General features: G+C 64.1%; 13 protein-coding genes. 7 read left to right on the plus strand and 6 right to left on the minus strand.

Annotation, left to right across the window (positions count from 1 at the left end):
* Positions 1 to 106 precede the first annotated feature (106 nt).
* The 3 genes from ASD76_RS00425 (at position 107) to ASD76_RS00435 (ending at position 4546) form a co-directional block, all read left to right on the plus strand.
* The gene (locus ASD76_RS00425) at positions 107 to 682 is read left to right on the plus strand and encodes a cytochrome c (RefSeq protein ID WP_055916912.1); all 576 of its coding nucleotides are present in this window, start codon (positions 107 to 109) and stop codon (positions 680 to 682) included.
* Between the two features lie 305 nt (positions 683 to 987).
* The gene (locus ASD76_RS00430) at positions 988 to 3015 is read left to right on the plus strand and encodes a TonB-dependent receptor plug domain-containing protein (RefSeq protein ID WP_162249618.1); all 2028 of its coding nucleotides are present in this window, start codon (positions 988 to 990) and stop codon (positions 3013 to 3015) included.
* Positions 3016 to 3061: 46 nt separating this feature from the next.
* Positions 3062 to 4546: a PepSY domain-containing protein gene (locus ASD76_RS00435; RefSeq protein ID WP_156457488.1), complete on the plus strand. Its 1485-nt coding sequence runs from the start codon at positions 3062 to 3064 to the stop codon at positions 4544 to 4546.
* On the opposite strand, the gene ASD76_RS00440 is transcribed toward ASD76_RS00435, so the two are convergent.
* The 5 genes from ASD76_RS00440 to ASD76_RS00460 all read right to left on the minus strand — a co-directional run bounded on the left by ASD76_RS00440 (position 4494) and on the right by ASD76_RS00460 (position 10813).
* The gene (locus ASD76_RS00440; protein WP_055916920.1) at positions 4494 to 5807 is read right to left on the minus strand and encodes a PepSY-associated TM helix domain-containing protein; all 1314 of its coding nucleotides are present in this window, start codon (positions 5805 to 5807) and stop codon (positions 4494 to 4496) included. The genes ASD76_RS00435 and ASD76_RS00440 overlap by 53 nt on opposite strands.
* Positions 5804 to 6367: a hypothetical protein gene (locus ASD76_RS00445; protein ID WP_156457489.1), complete on the minus strand. Its 564-nt coding sequence runs from the start codon at positions 6365 to 6367 to the stop codon at positions 5804 to 5806. The genes ASD76_RS00440 and ASD76_RS00445 overlap by 4 nt, the downstream gene beginning before the upstream one ends.
* Before the next feature lie 17 nt (positions 6368 to 6384).
* The gene (locus tag ASD76_RS00450; protein ID WP_055922726.1) at positions 6385 to 8475 is read right to left on the minus strand and encodes a TonB-dependent siderophore receptor; all 2091 of its coding nucleotides are present in this window, start codon (positions 8473 to 8475) and stop codon (positions 6385 to 6387) included.
* A gap of 144 nt (positions 8476 to 8619) precedes the next feature.
* Positions 8620 to 9906 carry an NTP/NDP exchange transporter gene (locus ASD76_RS00455; protein ID WP_055916926.1) on the minus strand — a complete coding sequence of 429 codons (1287 nt, stop codon included), beginning with the start codon at positions 9904 to 9906 and terminating at the stop codon, positions 8620 to 8622.
* Entirely contained in the window at positions 9893 to 10813 is a 921-nt protein-coding gene (locus ASD76_RS00460; RefSeq protein ID WP_055916929.1) for an aldo/keto reductase, read from the minus strand. The genes ASD76_RS00455 and ASD76_RS00460 overlap by 14 nt, the downstream gene beginning before the upstream one ends.
* A 320-nt stretch (positions 10814 to 11133) precedes the next feature.
* On the opposite strand from ASD76_RS00460, the gene ASD76_RS00465 reads away from it, so the two are divergent.
* From ASD76_RS00465 to ASD76_RS00480, 4 genes are all read left to right on the plus strand, one after another.
* Positions 11134 to 12465 carry an epoxide hydrolase family protein gene (locus ASD76_RS00465; RefSeq protein WP_055916932.1) on the plus strand — a complete coding sequence of 444 codons (1332 nt, stop codon included), beginning with the start codon at positions 11134 to 11136 and terminating at the stop codon, positions 12463 to 12465.
* A gap of 71 nt (positions 12466 to 12536) precedes the next feature.
* Positions 12537 to 12935, plus strand: coding sequence for a cupin domain-containing protein (locus ASD76_RS00470; protein WP_055916934.1), 399 nt, complete (start codon positions 12537 to 12539; stop codon positions 12933 to 12935).
* 21 nt (positions 12936 to 12956) lie between these two features.
* The gene (msrB, locus tag ASD76_RS00475) at positions 12957 to 13442 is read left to right on the plus strand and encodes a peptide-methionine (R)-S-oxide reductase MsrB (RefSeq protein ID WP_055916935.1); all 486 of its coding nucleotides are present in this window, start codon (positions 12957 to 12959) and stop codon (positions 13440 to 13442) included.
* Positions 13443 to 13547: 105 nt separating this feature from the next.
* Positions 13548 to 17195, plus strand: coding sequence for a DUF3857 domain-containing protein (locus tag ASD76_RS00480; RefSeq protein ID WP_162249619.1), 3648 nt, complete (start codon positions 13548 to 13550; stop codon positions 17193 to 17195).
* Between the two features lie 59 nt (positions 17196 to 17254).
* On the opposite strand, the gene rimO is transcribed toward ASD76_RS00480, so the two are convergent.
* Positions 17255 to 18592, minus strand: a complete 1338-nt coding sequence (gene rimO / locus ASD76_RS00485; RefSeq protein ID WP_200943073.1) for a 30S ribosomal protein S12 methylthiotransferase RimO — start codon at positions 18590 to 18592, stop codon at positions 17255 to 17257.
* Between the last annotated feature and the right edge of the window lie 20 nt (positions 18593 to 18612).

The raw sequence follows: 18612 nt of genomic DNA on the forward strand, positions 1-18612 counted from the left end.
CCTTGGTGTAACGTCCGGCGAAACGGTAATTAACCTGACCACGCACCGCGGCAGGTCCACATAGCGCCCGGAGATCCGAAGGGGATTCTCGCGTGGAGCAAGCAATATGAAGACAACGGGATTGTGGCTGCTGCCGGCCCTGGCGCTCGTGGCCGGATGTTCGTCGCAAGAGGAGGAGAAGCCGGCGCAGCCCGTGCAACTGACCTTCCATGAGGTGATGAAGGATCAGGTCGACAAGAATGCCGACGAACTGTGGGATGTCTCGAACGCGGCGATTGCCGACATGGCTGGCATCGATCCTGCGAAGATGACCGACGCGAGTTGGGAGCAACTGGCTGAGAAGGCCGAGGCCGTACAGCACGCCGCGCTCGAAATCGCGACGATGGATCCGGTGGTCGTGGCCAAGCCTGGGGTAAAGATCGGCGACGAAGGGCTCATCGGCGGCCACACGGCGGCGCAAGTCCAGGCGAAGATCAACGAAGATCCGGAAAAGCTGCGCGACCTTGCCCACACGCTCGCCCGGCACATGGGCGACATCGCCACCGGTGCACGGAAGCACGACGCCGCGGCTGTTGGCCCGCTGGTCGACCAGCTCGATGGTGTGTGCGAGAGCTGCCACCTCGAATTCTGGTATCCCGACCAGAAGCAAGAGGTGGAACGGATCCTCGGAAAGCAGGCCTGATCTAAATCCTCCCTGTGGCTGCAGAGCGGTCATGGGGAGGCGACAGGCGTCAGTGGTTCGACAGGCTCACCACGAACGGATCCATAACATAACCTCCGTTCGTCCTGAGCTTGTCGAAGGACGCCAGCCCCTCCACCATCCGCTTCGCGGACGGTCCCCCTCCCCATGAGGCTGCGCCTCACAGGGAGGATTGGCGGTGTAACGTCGCTGTAACCCGCGCTTTACCGTAAATAACTGACGTACCCTGAGGACGCTCCATAGGTCCGCCCCCAACAAGACGGACACAAATGGGGAAAGTCAGGGTCATGAGAGTTTTGGGAAGAGTTTCGTTTCTCGCCGGGGCAGCCACGCTGGCGATAGCCGTGGCAGCGCCGGTGATGGCGCAGGACAGCAGCGAGGCGCAGGCCTCCACTTCTGCCGATAACGACGAGAATGACGCCGAGGCGATCGTGGTCCTTGGGCAGAGGCTCGAGGAATCCACTCCGGAAACGCTCGAGAAGTACGGCTCGCGCCTCGAGATCGTCGAGGGCGAGGCCATCGACAAGGCCGGCTATGTCGACACTTCGAGCGCGCTGCGCAATCTCGTGCCCGGTCTTTATATTGGCCAGAAGAGCGGCGCCTTCGACTACGTCCAGGCCTCGCTGACCGGCTCGCGGACTAGCGAAGTGCTGTTCCTGGTCGACGGCGTGCGCATCAACAACCGGCTCTATGCCTCGACCACCCCGCTCGACACGATCCCGGCGGGCATGATCGAGCGGATCGAGGTGCTGAAGGGCGGCCAGAGCCTCTACTACGGCACCCAGGCGGTGGGCGGCATCGTCAACGTCGTCACCAAGTCCTTCACTCGGGAGGCCGATGGCCAGCTCGAAGTCGGCTACGACACAAACGACGGTTATCACGGCAACGGTTACATCCGCGGCGGCATCGGCGATCACTACTTCGTCGGCTTCGGATCTTACGACGAGGCCAAGGGCTTCCAGCCGTTCCGCGACGAGGACACCCAGCCGAGCGCGCTCGACCGCAAGCGCGGCTACAAGGTCGCCTCGATCGGCGGCAAGTACGCCTTCGAGCCGTCGGACAACTTCCGCCTCAGCACCTCGTACCAGCACATCGAGGGTCGGCTCGACTTCGCCAAGGCGGAGGACGTCTACCGCAACTGGAACAAGCGCAACGAGGACATCGCTTCGCTCAAGATCGACTGGTCGCCGAGCGAGCGGTTCGACGTCTACGTCAAAGGCTACTGGCACGATTGGGATTCGACCTACCTCGACCTGCGGCCCGAGCTGGTGGGTGGCGTGTTGACCGGCAACATCATCACCATCAACGACGGCGAGAAGTGGGGCTTCGACGACAAGGGCATCAACGTCCTCGGCGAATTCCACGCCACGGACCAGTTCACCCTCGTCGGCGGGTACGACTTCCAGACTTACAGCGGCTTCGACGACGTGTTCCTGATCGCACCTTCCAGCGAGAGCGTCCACGCGCCGTTCGCGCAGGTGAAGTTCGACTCCGGCGAACTCAGCCTTGCCGCAGGTGTGCGCCACAACATGCCGAGCGATGGGCAGGAAGCGACCGTGTGGAACGTCTCGGGCCGTTACGGCGGCGATGACGGCTTCTACGGTCGCGGCCAGGTCGGCACCTCGTTCCGCCTGCCGACCGCCTATGAACTCTACGTCATCGACCCGTGCTGCGAGCAGGGCAACCCGGACCTAGTCGGCGAGGAGAGCTTCAACGTCGAAGGCGGTGTTGGCTACACCAATGAGATCATAAATGCCGAACTGATGGGCTTCTATCGCAACGTCGATAACCTCATCGGCATCACTTACGACCTGCCGGCCTATCCCGACGGCTTCATCATCAACACACCCGACAAGGTGACGATGTGGGGCGGGGAAGCGGTGGTCACGGCCCAGATCAGCAAGAACTTCAGCGGCACGCTCGACTGGACCCACACCGAGGCCACACCGGCCGGGAGCGATCTCCAGCTGGTCAACATCCCCCGCGACCTGGTCAAGGCGATCTTCAATGCGCAGACCTCGGACGGCCGTTTCGGCGGCACCGCGTCGGTCAACTATGTCGGCGATATCTTTGCCAACGTCGCAGCGATCGGTCGGGTGAACTACGGCAACTACGCCGTGGTAGACGTGGCGGCCTATGCCTTCATCGACCGGGATCAGCGTCATCGCATCGGCCTGCGGTTGGAGAACCTGCTCGACGCCGACTACAACACGCAGATGACCCGTGTGCGTGACGACGTGACCAATGCCTCTTACGCCGCCGGCTTCCGTGGTACTCCGCGCACTCTGCATGTCACTTACGCCGTCTCCCTCTAACAGCTCCGGCGCGGGCCTCTCTCCCGCGCCGCGCGCCGCGCCCCGCATGTCCAGTTTCACGCGACTGGCACGCTGGGCGCGGCGCATGATGTTCCTGACGCACCGCTGGCTCGGTATCGTGCTGGCGCTGTTGATGGCCATCTGGGCGATTAGCGGCATCACGATGATGTATGTCGCGTTCCCCGACACGTCGGCCGAGGAGCAGGCGGCCGGGCTGCAGCCGCTCGACCTGTCGGGCTGTTGCGACCATGTCGTGCTGCCGGGTGGCGTGGCGATTGAGGCCGCTACGGTCGAGATGGTCGATGGGCAACCGGCGCTGCGCTGGCGGGGGCCGGAGAGTGCCGGCCTGGCCAGCCTGGGTGAGAACGCGTTGCCGACGATCGACGCGGCTGCGGCAGGCAGGATCGCTGCCGGGCACACGAGCCGCGCGTTCGTTCCGTCGGGTCCGCCGACCGTCGAGCAAATCGACCGCGACCAGTGGACCGTCTACGGCCGCTTCCGCCAGCATCAGCCGATCTACAAGGCGAGCTTTGCCGATGAGCGCGGAACCGTGCTCTATGTGTCCGGCCTGACCGGCCAGATCATCCAGGACACGACTTCGCATGAGCGGTTCTGGAACTGGCTGGGTGCGGTGCCGCACTGGCTCTATTTCACCGCGCTGAGAGAGATCCAGCCGCTGTGGTACAACCTTGTCGTCTACGCCTCGGCGCTGGGCGTCTTGCTGTCGATCTCCGGCATCTACGTCGGCCTGATCATGTGGCGGAAGGGCAAGCGCTGGTCGCCGTTCCGCGGGATCGCGTTGTGGCACCACTGGACGGGCCTGATCTTCGGCGTGGTGACGCTGACTTGGGTCGCCAGCGGGCTGTTCTCGATGAACCCGTGGGGCTGGTTCGAAAGCGACGGTCCAGGCGAGGTGATCCCGAACCTCGAGGGTCGTCCGCTGCAGGCGGCTGACGTCGAGACGCTCTACAAGGCGCTGGCCGCCAATCCGCAGCCGGGCGTGGTCTCTGCCGAGATCTCGGTGCAGGAGGGATCGCCGTGGGCCATCCTGGTGCGCCCGGACGGTTCGCGGGAGCGCTATTCGCTACCGGGCCTCACCCCGGCGCCACTGGACAATGCCAAGCTGGCGACATTGGCGCGCATCGCCAAACCCACCACCCGGATCGCCTCGGCCGAATTGATCACTGTCCCCGACAGCTACCACTACGCCCACAAGGACGAACATGTGGTCCTGCCGGCCTATCGCGTGATCTACGCCAATGCGGACGCGACCAGGCTCTACTTCGATCCGCGCACCGGGGAACTGGTGAACTTCCTCGATGGCCCAAGCCGGTCCTATCGCTGGCTGCACTACGGCTTGCACCGCCTCGACTTCCCCGGGCTCCGGGCCCGGCCGGTCTGGGACCTGGTCACCGTGCCGCTGCTGATCGGCGTGTCGCTGCTCTGCGTACTCGGCGTGTGGATGGGGATACGGCGGCTCAGGCGGCCGGCTGCAGGCGTAAAGCGCGGGGCATCCGGCTCGGCGCCATAAGCGCCGCGACTATCAGCACCGCGAGGCCGATCCAGAAGATCGCGGCGAATGGCGCCTGGTGGCCGATGGTGAAACGCGCGATCAGCGTCAGGGCCAGCATCAGCGGCGAGCCCCAGACCACGGCGCTCCACGCGGCGTGGAGGCGCGGCTCGACGATCCCGCGGCGACGGCGCTTGCCGAGCCAGATGTAGCTGCCCGTCGCCACGACCGCGGTCAGGGCGAGGCCGAGCAGCGCGTAGATGATCTTGACGGTCAGGCCGCCGTAATTGCCGAAGTGCAGGCTGTAGTTCGAGGCCGCCGCCTGGCTGCCGAGCTCGCCGTCGGAAAGGCCTGCGGTGCCGGTGAAATTGCCCTTGGCGTCGAACATGTAATACTCGCCGAAGATCAGCCGGCGAGGATGCTCGGCGACTATCTGGATTTGCTGGCCGGCGGTGCCGGGCTCGTGCACCGTCACGTAGGTAACCCGAACGTCGGGATAGTTCGCCGCCATGTAGCGTAGCGGGGTGACGACATCCGGCAGCGGCGCCTTGGCTTCGTTGGGCTCGCCTTCCTCGCCGAAGATCGTGGCGTAGAGCGCTTCGACGTCGCCCTTGTAGAACACGGCGGCGGCCGCATAGGCGCTGATCGAGCTCAGCCCGATGACGGCCCCGGTCAGCGACAGCGCGATGCCGAATGGCAGGGTCCAGACGCTCAAGCGGTTGTGCCAGTCGGCCATCGCCACGCCGCCTGTGTGGCGGGTGCGCAGGCGGAAGGCGTCGCGGAAAATCTTGGGGTGGGCGACCACGCCGGTGATTGCGAGCGCCAACATCAGCATACCTAGGATGCCAACCAGCGTGATGCCGAGCAGGCCGTTCGCGGCTGTGATGTTGAGCGTGTAGTGCAGGGCGTAGAGGAAGTTCGACCACTCGATGTCTTCCGTGCCGGTAAGGCGGCCCTCGGAATCGAGGTTGAAGGACTCGGTGTCGGTGATGACGCGCGTCGTGGGCAGTTCTTCGAGCGGCATATCGACGTAGAAGTGGGTCGTCGGGGTCTTGCCCGCCTCACGCGCCAGCATCGCTTCCATCCCGCGCTGCACGGCTTCCGGCGAGATGGCGGTCATCTGCGGCGCGGCGGGCGTTTCGACGCGCTGCCATTCCTCGTAGAACACCAGCAGGCTGCCGCTGAGGCACACTAGATAGAGCAGTGCCCCGGCCAACAGGCCGATCGCGGCATGGGCGGTTAGCGCGCGCTTCACGGTCGAAGTTTCAGGCGCCACGGTCATTGGACAACTCCGCTAACGAGCACGGGCAGCACGGGGATGCAGCAGGCCAGCAAGGTCAGGACCTGGCTACGGCGGCTTTGCTGCAACAACATCACGGTTACCAATACCGACCACGTCACTGGCACCGAGTAAAGGGCAAGGACATTGGCGTTGGACTCGCTCCAGCCGAGCAGACCGCCAAGGCCGCGCAAAGCGACCCCGAGGCCGACCGACACGGCAAAGCCGGCGACGATGAGCAGCAGAAACGTCACGACACGGCGGCCGATCCGCTTGGGCTCACCCTGTTCCGGCAGCATGCCCACTCGACGATTTGAGGCCTTGGCGCTCTTTTGCGGCGAGCGAATTCCCGCAGCCGCCAGGAAGACAAAGGCGATGAGCATCGCACCGAGGGCTGCGACCGATACGCCCCAAGCGCCGTCGGTCACGGCCGCGAGGATCCCTGAGAGCCCGAGCAAGGCCCACCCAGTCCCGTTCGCGATGGGAGAGCGTCGGGGCAGCGACCACGCGTAGCGGAGCGCTCCGACGCCAGCCACGCCGAGTGCGACTGACAGCCACAGCATCGGCGAAGCTCCCCCCATCAGAAGTGGTAACCCACGGTCGCGAACACGTTGCGTTCGGCGCCCATGAAACAGTCACCACGCGCCAGGCAGGCCGAGTAATAGTCCTTACCCGTCAGGTTGGTGGCGTTGAGCGAGAAGCTCCACTTGAGCCAGTCGATCGAAGCGTAGGCGTCGAACAGCAGGTTATCCGGAGTGCGGATGCCGTCGGGGAAGGCAAAGCCGTACGAGGTGTGGGCGCCCTGATAACGCGCGCCGCCGCCCAGCGTCAGGGTTGCGTCGTCGGTCAGGTTGAACGGACGCGACAGCCACAACGAGGCGTTGTGCTTCGGCACGTCGTCGAGCTGCTGATCGCTGCCGTCGAGGGTTGCGTCGTTGTAGCTGTAGTTGGCGATCACCTGGAACTTGCCCGGCAGGACCGTGGTGGCCTCGAACTCGAAACCCTTCGAGGTCATCTGGCCGGCCTGCATCTGGTCGAACGGATCGGCCGTGCTGGGATCGTCGATCGGACGGTTGGTTTCCTTGATGTGGTACGCCGTCAGCGTGACCATGCTGGCTTCGTTCGGCTGCAGCTTGATGCCGAGTTCGAATTGCTTGCCACGCTGGGGGATGAAGGCTTCGCCGTTGCTGGCAGTGCCGGCGATCGGCTCGAAGCTCTCGGTGTAGCTGAAGAACGGGGAAACGCCCTTGACCACGTCGCCGATGATGCCGGCGCGGAGCGTCAACGCGTCGTCCTTCACCCGCGGTCCGCTGAACGTGGTGGACCACACATCGTCATAGCGGGCGCCGAGTACGAGCGAGACGCGGTCCCACATGCGGACCTGATCCTGCAGGTAGAAGCCGATCTGCTGCTGTTCGACATCCTCAGCCGGACCCGAAGGCTGGGGCATACCGCCATCGTGATCGGAAATGGCGTCGTAATCGATGTCGTAGATGTCGATGTACTCGTATCCGTGGCCACCGACCTTGCGGACGTGGTTCCAGCTGAAGTCAACGCCGACAAGAAGGAGGTGCTCGACCTGGGCACCGGTGTTGAAGTTGAACTGGGCGTTGTTGTCGGTGGTGAAGATTTCCATCCGCGCGACGCTGCCGTCGGAATAGAGGCCAATGATGCGCTGATCCGGATCGACGAACGGGTTCGTCGGGTTCGAGTAGCTGTCCGGGTAGTGCGTGAAGTAGGTCAGGTCGCTGTCGATGTAGCGCGCACGCGAGTTGATCTTGAACGCATCGGAAAAGCGATGCTCCACCAGGATCGTGCCTTCGAGCAGGCGGCCGTCGTAGCGGTCCCAGCCGGGCTTGCCGATGAACAGGTTGCTGGGGAGCTGGCCGTTCGGGTTGGGCAGAATCGTGCCCACCAGCGGCAGGAACTGTGCGGTCGAGCCGCCGTCGTCCTCCTGGTACATGCCGAGGAAGGTGATCGAGGTGTCCATGTCCGGCGCCCAGGTAATCGAGGGGGCGAACAGCACGCGGTCATCGGGCACGTAGTCGGTCTGGGTGCCGGCATCGCGGGCGCGAGCGACCACGCGGAAGGCCACGTCATCGCTGATCGGGCCCGTGTAGTCGGCCAGCGCCTCGAAGCGATCGAACGAACCGTAGCGGAGCAGGACTTCGCCCGATTCCGTGAACTGCGGCAGCTTCGAGTTCATGTTGATGATGCCGCCGGTGGAGCCGGCGCCGAACAGCACCGACGACGGGCCGCGCAGGACCTGGACGCTGTCGAAGTTGTACGGGTCCGAACGGATGCTGGCGTAGTAGCTGAAGATGTCGCGCATGCCGTCGCGGAACTGCATCGCGTTGACGCCGCGGATAATGGCGCCATCGACGCGGCTGTCGGGTCCGTAGGGGTTGGCCTGGACGCCGGCGACGTAGTTCAGCGTATCGCTGATCGAGATCGCGCCCTGCGCGTTGAACAACTCATCCGAGATGATCGTGACCGGCTGCGGCACCTGGATCGCCGGGGTGTCGGTCTTGGTCGAAGAACCGCTGCGCAGATAGTCGGCAGTGACCAGGATGCGCTCCTCGTCATCGTTGGTCGCGGAGTTATCCTGGGCGAATGCCGGAACGGCGGACAGCATCGTGGCGGAAAGCAGCAGAACTCGGGCGATACGCATGGAGACCTCATTGACCCGGCCCCGCTTGATGCCGGGCCCCTTGAGGCGAGCCACTAATGAGAATCAAACTCATTATCAATCGCTGAATCGATGAATTATAACGGGCGTGAGAATCCTGTGACTTTCGCGCACCTTGCCCGGAATTCAGCCTTTGGCCGTCTCGCGATCGTGCCGTCGGCCGATGCCGTAGCCGAGCACACCCCACACTCCGGCGAGTGCGGCCCCCGCGATGGCCACAAGCGTGCTGGAGCCGATCAGGAGCAGCAGTGAATTGACCCAGGCCCCCAGCAGGTCGCCAGCGCGATAGACAACGGTGTCGATGGTGTTCTTGGCCTTGTACTTGGTGCCCTCGTCCACCGGGGCGAACAGCATCTCCCTGCCCGGCCTGACGAAGGCGTACTCACCAACCCGGCGCAGGATCACCACGGCGACGAACACCGGGAAGCTCATCGCGAAGGCGAGCAAGCCGAACCCGAACACCATCATCACCGGCACCGCGCAGAGCACTGCGCGAACGCCCATCCGCCGCGCGACTTGGCCAGTGAGGAAGAACTGCACCCCGATCGTCAGCGCCTGGACCACCGAGTCGATGGTCCCAAACACCTGAGTCTGCCGCACTGGGTCGGGAAAGGTCGCGTCCATGATCCGCGCCTGTTCCATGTAGAGGAAGGTCGAAACCACGGTCAGCAACAGCACGAACAGGCTGATGCCGATAAGGTAGGGCGAGCGCGCGATCAGCGTGAACCCTTCCCAGATTTCTCCCCCGACCGGGCGGCTCCAGCTGGCGGGCGTTCGATCGGTGGGTCGGCGGTCGCTCCAGCGCACAAGGTATTGCACACAGGCCAGCGTACCCAGCAGCAGCCCAGTCGAAATCATTAGCAGCCCGGCGTGGCCGACCGAGGCGACCAGCAGCGTGCTCAACATGGGTCCAACAAGGCCGCCTAGGCTGGCTCCGGCCGCTATCTGGCCGAACAGCCGGTGAGCCTGCCGGGCATTGAATACATCCGCCATCAGGCTCCAGGCGATCGAGATGGTGAACAGATTGAAGACCGAGAGCCAGACATAGAACGCTCGCCCGACCCACACATCTCCCGGCATCGCCAGCAGCGTGGCGGCGAACCCGGCCATGACCACGGCCGAGAATACGTAGGTCACCGGGATCAGCTTGCGCCGGGCCACGCGCCGGCTGATCGCGCCGAACAGCGGCACCACGGTCAGCGTGGCGACGAAGGTGGCGGTGAACAGCCACTGGAGGTTGTCGACCCCGCCGGCGATGGCGAACGTCTCGCGCACGGGGCGGAGCATGAAATAGCTTGCGAACAGCATGAAGAAGAGCAGGAACCCGCCGGCGACGGCCGGGACTTCCGCCGGCTCGGCTGCAATCAGACGGGCAAGCCCCTTGCGAGGGCTCGCGCCGTCAGAGTCCGTCAATGAATTGCTCCATCTTCGTCCTCAGCGCTGCGTCGGTCAGGGGACCGCGTGCCGCGCCGAGATTGTCGTCGACGTAGCGCACCTGGTCGGTCCCGGGGATCGCGATCGGCTTCGACGGATGGGAGATGATGTACTTGAGGAACACCTGCGCCCAAGTCGTCGCGCCGATCTCCGCCGCCCAATCGGGCAGCGGCTTGCCCTGCGTCGCCTGGAACAGGCTCCCGCGCCCGAACGGAAGGTTGATCATCGGCGGGATGCCTTTCTCCTGCGCCAGCGGCAGGATGCGCTGCGCTGCGTTGCGGTTGTCGAGCGCGTAGTCGATCTGGATGCAATCGAGCTGCTCGCGCTCCATGACCGCGGCGAACTGTTCGTACTGCCCGTCGAACGAAGAAGTGACCCCGACCGCACCGATCCGCCCCGCATCGCGCAGCTCGCGCAAGTAGGCGAGGTGGTTGGCGGTATCGCGCAAGTTGTGCACGGCGATCAGGTCGATGAAGTCGGTCTTCAGGTTCTTGAACGATTGCTCGATCTGCCCTTTGCCGGCGTCGAGAGAATCCGCCCCGACCTTGGTCGCAAGATAGAGCTTGTCGCGGATGCCCAGCTCGCTCGTAAGCTTGCCAAGCACTTCTTCCGCTCGCCCATAGGACGGCGCAGTGTCGATCACCTTGCCGCCGAGCTCGGCAAACCGAACGAGCGTCGCCTTCAGCGGGGCATAGTCGGCTTCGCTCTGCGGATCCTGGTAGAGCCGCGCCGTGCCGATACCGACCACCGGCACTTCGCCTGCCGGCTTGAGCGGCCGAGTGTTGAAAGCTGGTGCCTGCGCCCGGGCACAGCCGGGCAACAGGGACGCCACCACGGGCACTGCTGCCAGTGCGGCCACGAATTCGCGACGATCGAGACGGCTCATGGGCTCTCTCCTGCGCTTAAGGTTCGTGGGCCGAGGGTAACAGCAGGCACGCGGGAGAGAAGTCGCATTTTGTCGCAGGTGCGGTCGGGTGCAGGCAGCCCAACGCAGGCTTGGGGCAACGTCACGCAATCATCGTGACGGACACCTTCAAGAAGCGTACCGCTCACCAGTCATTGCGACCGAGTCGAGATCATTCGACAACGAAGTCCGGCTCGCACTTCGATCCTTTTCCAAGAACGGCGCCGGTCCTGACGGCCGGTATAGTTTGTCGTCCGTCGACAGGCTGCCTTTCGCCTGTGCTTCGGACCAGGAGGACGTTTATGTCTGACACTGGAACTACGGCTCGTCCGGAGACTGAACTCAAACCCGCAACGCCCCTTGCCCAGCCGGCCCAGGCACCGGGCTTCACCGAAGCGCTGATCGTTGATCCCCAAGGCGACGCGACAATCCGGCCGTTTCAGTACCACGCTTCTGACGAGGACCTCGCCGACCTCAAGCGCCGAGTTCAGTCGACACGCTGGCCTGACAAGGAAACCGTTCCGGACGACTCCCAAGGTGTCCAGTTGGCCACGATGCAGAAGCTGGCGGCTTATTGGGCGAACGACTATGACTGGCGCAAATGCGAAGCGCAGCTCAACGCGCTGCCCAACTTCATCACCGAGATCGACGGGCTCGACATCCACTTCATTCACGTGAAGTCGAAGCACCCCAACGCGCTGCCGGTCATCATCACTCATGGCTGGCCAGGCTCGATCGTCGAGCAGCTCAAGATCATCGGGCCCTTGACCGACCCGACCGCTCACGGCGGCACCGAGGCCGATGCGTTCGACGTCGTGGTCCCCTCGATCCCGGGTTATGGCTTCTCCGCCAGGCCGACCGAGGCCGGCTGGAATCCTCAACGGATCGCCAATGCCTGGATCACGCTGATGCAACGCCTCGGCTACACCCAGTTCGTGGCGCAAGGCGGCGACTGGGGCGCGCTCATCACCGAGATCCTGGGTGCGATCGCACCGCCAGGATTGATCGCGATCCATACCAACATGGCGTCCACCGCACCGCCGGAAATCTTCGAAGCGCTACGGGCCGGGGAGGGCCCGCCAGCCGGCCTGACGGATGACGAACGCTGGGCCTACGAGCGGCTCGATCTCTTCTTCACCCACGGCCTCGCCTATGCGCAGCAGATGGGGCAACGCCCGCAGACGCTGTACGGGATCGCGGATTCTCCGATCGGGCTCGCCGCCTGGTTCCTCGATCACGACATCTTGAGCTACCGGATGATCGCCCGCGCGTTCGACGGGGTGGCAGAAGGCGTGACGCGCGATGACGTGCTCGACAACATCACGATCGCCTGGCTGACCAACACGGCCATCTCCGGTGGCAGGCTCTACTGGGAGGCCCTGCCGCGCACCTCGCCGGGCTTCGGCGTCGAACTGAACACCGTGCGGTTCTTCGAACCGATCGGGGTCAAGGTGCCGATCGCGGTGAGCGCGTTCCCCGACGAGCTCAACCAGGTTCCGCGAACCTGGGCGGAGCGGACCTATCCCAAGCTGATCCACTACAACCGGCTTCCGAAGGGAGGGCACTTCGCGGCCTTCGAGCAGCCGGGGTATCTGGTTGACGAGATGCGCGCCGGCTTCCGTTCGGTGCGCTGAGGGTAGCCCACGGTGCGGGCGGTGCTGGCTGGCGCCGCCCGCACTTTCGATGAACAGCTGGGAGACCCACCGTGCGCCGCATCTACCTTTTCGCGATTGTCCTGGCCGCCGGAAGCGCCGCGATACTCCCAGCACAAGCCCCGCGTCCGCCCGGCAGCACGCGCACTGACCTCCAGCGCCACGACCTGAGCATTCCCGGATGGGAGACGATTCAGGCGCGCATCGATTTCATACCGGGTGCGAGCTTCCCGGCGCATCGCCACCCCGGTGAAGAGATCATCTACGTGCTCGAAGGCACGCTCGAATACCAACTCGAAGGTCAGCCGCCCAAGACGCTTGAGGCAGGCGATGTCCTGTATGTGCCCGCGCGGGTGTTTCATTCGGCGCGAAACATTGGCACCACACAGGGCAGCGAACTCGCCACCTACGTCGTAGAGAAGGGCAAGCCGCTGACCGAGTTCGCCGAATGAGCCCCTGACAAGGACCCGCGCATGACCGATTCCGCGACACTGCAATTCGACCTGACTCCGCCCACCGAGGAGGAGTTCGCCCGCCTCGCGTCCGACCTCGACGACGATGAACGCGAGGTCCTGCTCGAGCACGGCACCGAGGCGCCATTCTGCGGGGTGTTCCTCACCGAGAAGCGCCCGGGCGTCTACACCTGCCGCTTGTGCGGGCTGCCGCTGTTCCATGGCGGAACCAAGTTCGAAAGCGGCACCGGCTGGCCGAGTTTCACTCAGCCCTACGACCCGGACCATCTCGAATACATCCGCGACACCAGCTACGGCATGGTCCGCACCGAGATCGTCTGCGCTCGGTGCGGAGCGCACCAAGGCCACGTCTTCCCAGACGGCCCACCGCCGACGGGTGAGCGTTACTGCATCAATTCCGTATCGCTGGCTTTCACGCCCAACGATGAACCCCTCCCCGACAAGCTCGGAAGGGGCGCGCCAGAGGGTGAAGTGCTGGGCGGGTAGGTCCAGCTTGGCTCACACAGGAACGCCGTCGACAGTTTTGCCGTAACCGTCTTATTGCAAAGGTGCGTCCGCCCGGACATTATCGCCCGATTAATGGGGGCGGGAATGACTACCGGAAAATTGAGTTTTGCGTTCGCGGTCTGCTGCGTGGCCGCGACGCCGGCCATGGCGGGTGAGGAGCTTCAGATTGGCCCCGCGCCGGACTGGGTCGAGGCCGTAGCGCAATTGCCCGGGGCGACAGATGGCAACGAACTGCCCGCCCGCCTGGTGCTCATGGACAGCCAGGTCCGTTTCGAAGAAGGCGGCCAATCCAACTATACCGATCTGGCCATCAAGTTTCAGACGCCGGAAGGCCTGGCGGGTGGAAACCTTACGTTCGCCTGGCGGCCCGAAACGCAGGATCTAACGATCCACAAAGTGCTCATCCATCGCGGTGACGAGACGATTGACGTGCTCGCGTCCGGACAGACCTTCACCGTGCTGCGGCGCGAACAGAATCTCGAAATGGCGATGCTCGACGGCACCCTTACGGCGACGATGTTTCCCGAAGGCTTGCAAGTGGGCGACGTCCTGGAGTTCGCTTCGACGGTGACCGACCGCGATCCGGTGACGGCGGGCCATGCCGAAGTCGCCGTCGGGCCACTCAACTTCCCTGTGGATCGGTTAAACGTCAAAGTCGAATGGCCGTTGGGGCGCCAAGTGAATCTCGCGCAAACCAAAGACCTCCCGGCCTGGCGGCGTTCGCGCAAGGACGGCGTGGAAACGGTCGAGTTCTCGCTTGAGGATATTGAACCGGTAGCCACCCCCCGGCTCGCGCCGATCCGCTACAACATGATCCGTTTCGCCGAGGCCACCGAGTATCGGTCGTGGGCGGACGTCGCGGCCTTGCAGATTCCCCTTTACGCCAAGGCCGCCAAGGTGCCTGCGACGGGCCCGCTGCGGGTTGAAGTAGAGCGCATCCGGGAAGCATCTCCTGATCCGGTCGCGCGCGCGGAAGCCGCGCTCAAGCTGGTGCAAGGTCGCATTCGCTACGTCGCGCTGGCCATGGGAAGCGGTGGCCTGGTGCCGACCGACGCGGAACAGACCTGGGCACGGCGTTATGGGGACTGCAAGGCGAAGACTGCGCTTCTGTTGGCGATCCTTGGGGAGCTTGGGATCGAAGCCCAGGGAGTAGCTGTCAGTGTTGATGCTGGAGACATCGTCTCCAAGCGCATCCCATCGATCGGGGCGTTCAATCACATTCTCGTGCGGGCCAAGATCGGTGGACGGGACTATTGGCTGGACGGCACTCGGACTGGGGACACCGGCCTCGCGCGGCTGCAGGTGCCGGATTTTTCCTGGGGCCTGCCAATCGTCGAGCACGCCGAACTCGTGCGCATGGTCCCGGCCCCTCTCGCAGAGCCTGCCTCGGATCTGGCGATCCAGATGGACGCCAGCAAAGGCGTCCATTCGCCCGTTCCGACACACATCGAACTGACCTACCGTGGTGACACCGCGCTCGGCGTCAATCAGGATATGGCCAATTTCGTCGGCGACGCCCGGGACCGGACGCTACGCGAATTCTGGCGTCGCCGCTTCAACTTCATCACGCCAGAAAAGGTGGCCATGAAGTTCGACGAGTCGACTCAGCAGCTCTTGCTGACGCTCGAAGGGCAGGCCGCTCTCGACTGGAACGGTGCCTTTTATGAAACAGACGAGACCGGGCTCGGGTTCAAGGCGGACTTCAGCCGCGAAGCCGGACCGGCGAAGGATGCGCCTTTTGCGGTAGGGCACCCCTTCTACACGCGTACCCGGCAGACGATCATTCTTCCTCCGGGCTTTGCCGGCCCGACAAGCCAGGACGTCAACGTCAACGAGGTTGTGGCCGGCGTCGAATACAAGCGCGCCACCACGTTCTCGGGCGACAGGCTTGTCATCGAAGCGAGCCAAAGAAGCATCGAAACGGAGTTCGCTGCGGCAGATGCTCCAAGGTTCCAGAAGCGCCTGCGCGAACTGGCGGACAACGCGGTCTATCTGAGAATTCCCAACAACTATGTGCCGACCGCGGCCGATCTGCAGGCCAGTCTCGATGATACCTCGGGCGATTCCGACGACCTTGTGGCACGGGCAAGTCTGCTCATGAATGCGAACAAAGCTGACGAAGCCTTGGCTCTGCTCGATCGCGCGACCGACCTCGACGAAGGAGATGTCTGGGCCTGGGCGAATCGGGGCATCGCGTTGATCGACCTGAAGCGGCCCGACGAAGCGGCGGCTTCGTTGGACAAGGCCGAAGCGATAGATCCGCGCAACCGGGTACTTCTCAACGCCCGTGGGCGACTGGCGGAAAGTTCGCGCGATTGGCAGGGCGCCGTCGATGCTTACACTAAAGCGTTGGAGGCCGATTCCACGAACGAGTTCGCCCGAACCCATCGCGCAAACATGTATCTTGGCCTGCAAAAGCCAGAGCTGGCGCTGGACGATGCCGCCATTGCTCTCAAGGCCAATCCAAAACTGACCCTCATGTACAGGCTGCGCATATTTCTCCTGACGCGGTGGGGGCGAAAGGAAGAGGCTGCGGACCAAATCGAAACCATGCTGGCTGCGCTACCGGACGATCCGTATGTGCTGGGCCTCGCTATCGACAGCTACAATGAATTGGAAATGAGGGAGAAGGCGCAAGCCTTGGCCGCGAACGCGCTTGAAGGGGAGCCTTCTGCGCTTCTCTATTTCAATCTCAGCAGGGGACGCGATCCTGCCGATACCGAGGCGCGCCTGTCGGATCTGAACAATGCACTCCGCCTCGATCCGAAGTTCGGGCCGGCCCTGATGGCCCGCGCCAACCTGCAGTTCTCCGAACGCCGCTACGATGAAGCCTTGGCCGACACGGATGCGATGCAGAAACTCGAGGTGGTGCCGCCCGAAGTGAACGTGCTGCGGGCCAATATCTTCACCCGCATGGACCGCAAGGACGATGCTATCGCCGAAGCCACAGCCGTCGTCACCGCGCATCCGGACGAGCCTTGGGCCTATGCTGCGGCAGGCAAGATTTACAGCCACTTCAAGATGCGGGCGGAAGCAGTTGCAGCACTCGACCGAGCGATCGCGATGGAGCCCAACGGTGGGTACTACCTCGATCGCAGCCAGGTTCGTGAACCCACGGACTGGGAAGGGCGGTTGGCCGATATCGACGCGCAGTTGCAGCGCATGCCAAATGACATGAATGCCCTTTTCACCAAAGCCGAGGTGCTCAACGAGCGGGAGGACTACTCAGGCGCGGCGGAAGTCTATTCGCTGGTGTTGAAGACGCAGGCCCCCAGCCCGGAAGTGCTCAACAGTCGCGGAATGGCCCTGTGGCGCAGCGGCCGGCGGGAAGAGGCCGAGGTGGACTTGGCCAGAGCCCGCGAACTGGCGAAAGACGCAAATGTACTCAATGGCATCTGCTATGCCAAAGCCGTGGCCAATGTCGCACTCGACCGGGCACTCGAAGAGTGCGAGGCGTCGCTCCAATTGAAGCCAGACTTTGCCCCGATCCTCGATAGCCGCGGCACCGTCCTGCTGCGCCTTGGGCGACTGGACGAGGCAATTCGCGATTTCGACAGGGCGCTCGAGCAGGTGCCGAACATGGGGCAGTCCCGATACTTGCGTGCGGTCGCACGTTCGAAACAAGGCGATGCAGCAGGTGCCGCAAAGGACCTCGAGTTGGTTCGCAGGGATAGCCCGATGCTCATTGCCGAGATGGAGCGGCTTGGCTTCGCGGTGGTCGGAGACGAGTAAGGCGCGGCGCCCGTTGATGGCTCGATCGACTGGAGCTCATAAGCTCCAGTCGAATTGCCTCAGCCAATCACCCCGAACAGGTCGTGCGCGTCGGCGTCCTCTATCGTGACCTGGACGATGTCGCCTTGCGCCAAAGTGGCGGGCACGTTGCGCAAGTACACGGCACCGTCGATCTCCGGCGCGTCGGCCTGGCTGCGGCCGGTGGCGCCGATGTCGCCGTCCTCGTCGGGCTCGCCGACTTCGTCGATGATTACCGGCAGCGTGCGGCCGATTTTCGCCTGGAGCTTGGCGGCGCTGATCCGCTCGGTCACGGCCATGATCCGGGCGTAGCGTTCTTCCTTGATCGCTTCAGGCACCTGGTCCGGCAAGTCGTTGGCAGCTGCGCCGGCCACCGGTTCGAAGCGGAACGCTCCGACGCGGTCGAGCTGGGCGTGGTCGAGCCAGTCGAGCAGGTATTCGAAGTCTTCCTCAGTCTCTCCCGGGAAGCCGACGACGAAGCTGCTGCGGATGGTGAGGTCGGGCACGATCTGGCGCCAGGCCTTGATCCGTTCGAGCACCTTGGCCTCGTTGGCCGGGCGCTTCATCGCCTTGAGCACCTTGGGGCTCGCGTGCTGGAACGGGATGTCGAGGTACGGCGTCAGCAGCCCTTCCGCCATCAGCGGGATGACCGCGTCGACGTGGGGGTAGGGGTAGACGTAGTGCATGCGCACCCAGGGCGTTTCGCCCTGTGGGGTGCGCAGCTGGCCGAGCTCGCGAGCGAGGTCGGTCATGTGGGCGCGGACCAGTTGGCCCTTCCACATCTGCTCCTGGTGGCGGGTGTCGACGCCATAGGCGCTGGTGTCCTGGCTGATCACCAGCAGCTCCTTGGTGCCGGCCGCGACCAGCTTCTCCGCCTCGCGCAGCACGGCATCGATCCGGCGGCTGGCGAGCTTTCCGCGCAGCTGGGGGATGATGCAGAACGCGCAGGAGTGGTTACAGCCCTCGGAGATCTTGAGGTAGCTGTAGTGGCGCGGGGTGAGCTTGATGCCGCCTTCATCCGGCTGGGGGATCAGGTCGACGTATGGGCCCTGGGTCGGCGGCGCGGCTTCGTGGACGGCTTCGACGACCTGTTCGTACTGGTGGGCGCCGGTGACGGCGAGCACTTCGGGGAAGCGGGCGCGGATCACGTCGGCTTCGTCACCCATGCAGCCGGTCACGATCACGCGGCCGTTTTCGGCAATGGCTTCGCCGATCGCCTCGAGGCTTTCTTCCTTGGCGGAATCGAGGAAGCCGCAAGTGTTGACCACGACCACATCGGCACCCTGGTAATCGGGGCTCATGGCATAGCCATCGGCGCGCAGGCGCGTGAGGATGCGCTCGGAATCGACTAGGGCCTTGGGGCAGCCAAGGCTGACCATGCCGATCTTCTTCGCCTCCG

This window comes from Altererythrobacter sp. Root672 (assembly GCF_001427865.1).
Lineage (GTDB): Bacteria > Pseudomonadota > Alphaproteobacteria > Sphingomonadales > Sphingomonadaceae > Croceibacterium_A.

Excerpts from the sequence above, each read along its gene's own strand:
- ASD76_RS00425 (WP_055916912.1), top strand. The coding sequence starts at position 107 with ATGAAGACAACGGGATTGTGGCTGCTGCCGGCCCTGGCGCTCGTGGCC.
- ASD76_RS00430 (WP_162249618.1), top strand. The coding sequence starts at position 988 with ATGAGAGTTTTGGGAAGAGTTTCGTTTCTCGCCGGGGCAGCCACGCTG.
- ASD76_RS00435 (WP_156457488.1), top strand. The coding sequence starts at position 3,062 with ATGTCCAGTTTCACGCGACTGGCACGCTGGGCGCGGCGCATGATGTTC.
- ASD76_RS00440 (WP_055916920.1), bottom strand. The coding sequence starts at position 5,807 with ATGACCGTGGCGCCTGAAACTTCGACCGTGAAGCGCGCGCTAACCGCC.
- ASD76_RS00445 (WP_156457489.1), bottom strand. The coding sequence starts at position 6,367 with ATGCTGTGGCTGTCAGTCGCACTCGGCGTGGCTGGCGTCGGAGCGCTC.
- ASD76_RS00450 (WP_055922726.1), bottom strand. The coding sequence starts at position 8,475 with ATGCGTATCGCCCGAGTTCTGCTGCTTTCCGCCACGATGCTGTCCGCC.
- ASD76_RS00460 (WP_055916929.1), bottom strand. The coding sequence starts at position 10,813 with ATGAGCCGTCTCGATCGTCGCGAATTCGTGGCCGCACTGGCAGCAGTG.
- ASD76_RS00465 (WP_055916932.1), top strand. The coding sequence starts at position 11,134 with ATGTCTGACACTGGAACTACGGCTCGTCCGGAGACTGAACTCAAACCC.
- msrB (WP_055916935.1), top strand. The coding sequence starts at position 12,957 with ATGACCGATTCCGCGACACTGCAATTCGACCTGACTCCGCCCACCGAG.
- ASD76_RS00480 (WP_162249619.1), top strand. The coding sequence starts at position 13,548 with ATGACTACCGGAAAATTGAGTTTTGCGTTCGCGGTCTGCTGCGTGGCC.
- rimO (WP_200943073.1), bottom strand. The coding sequence starts at position 18,592 with ATGGTCAGCCTTGGCTGCCCCAAGGCCCTAGTCGATTCCGAGCGCATC.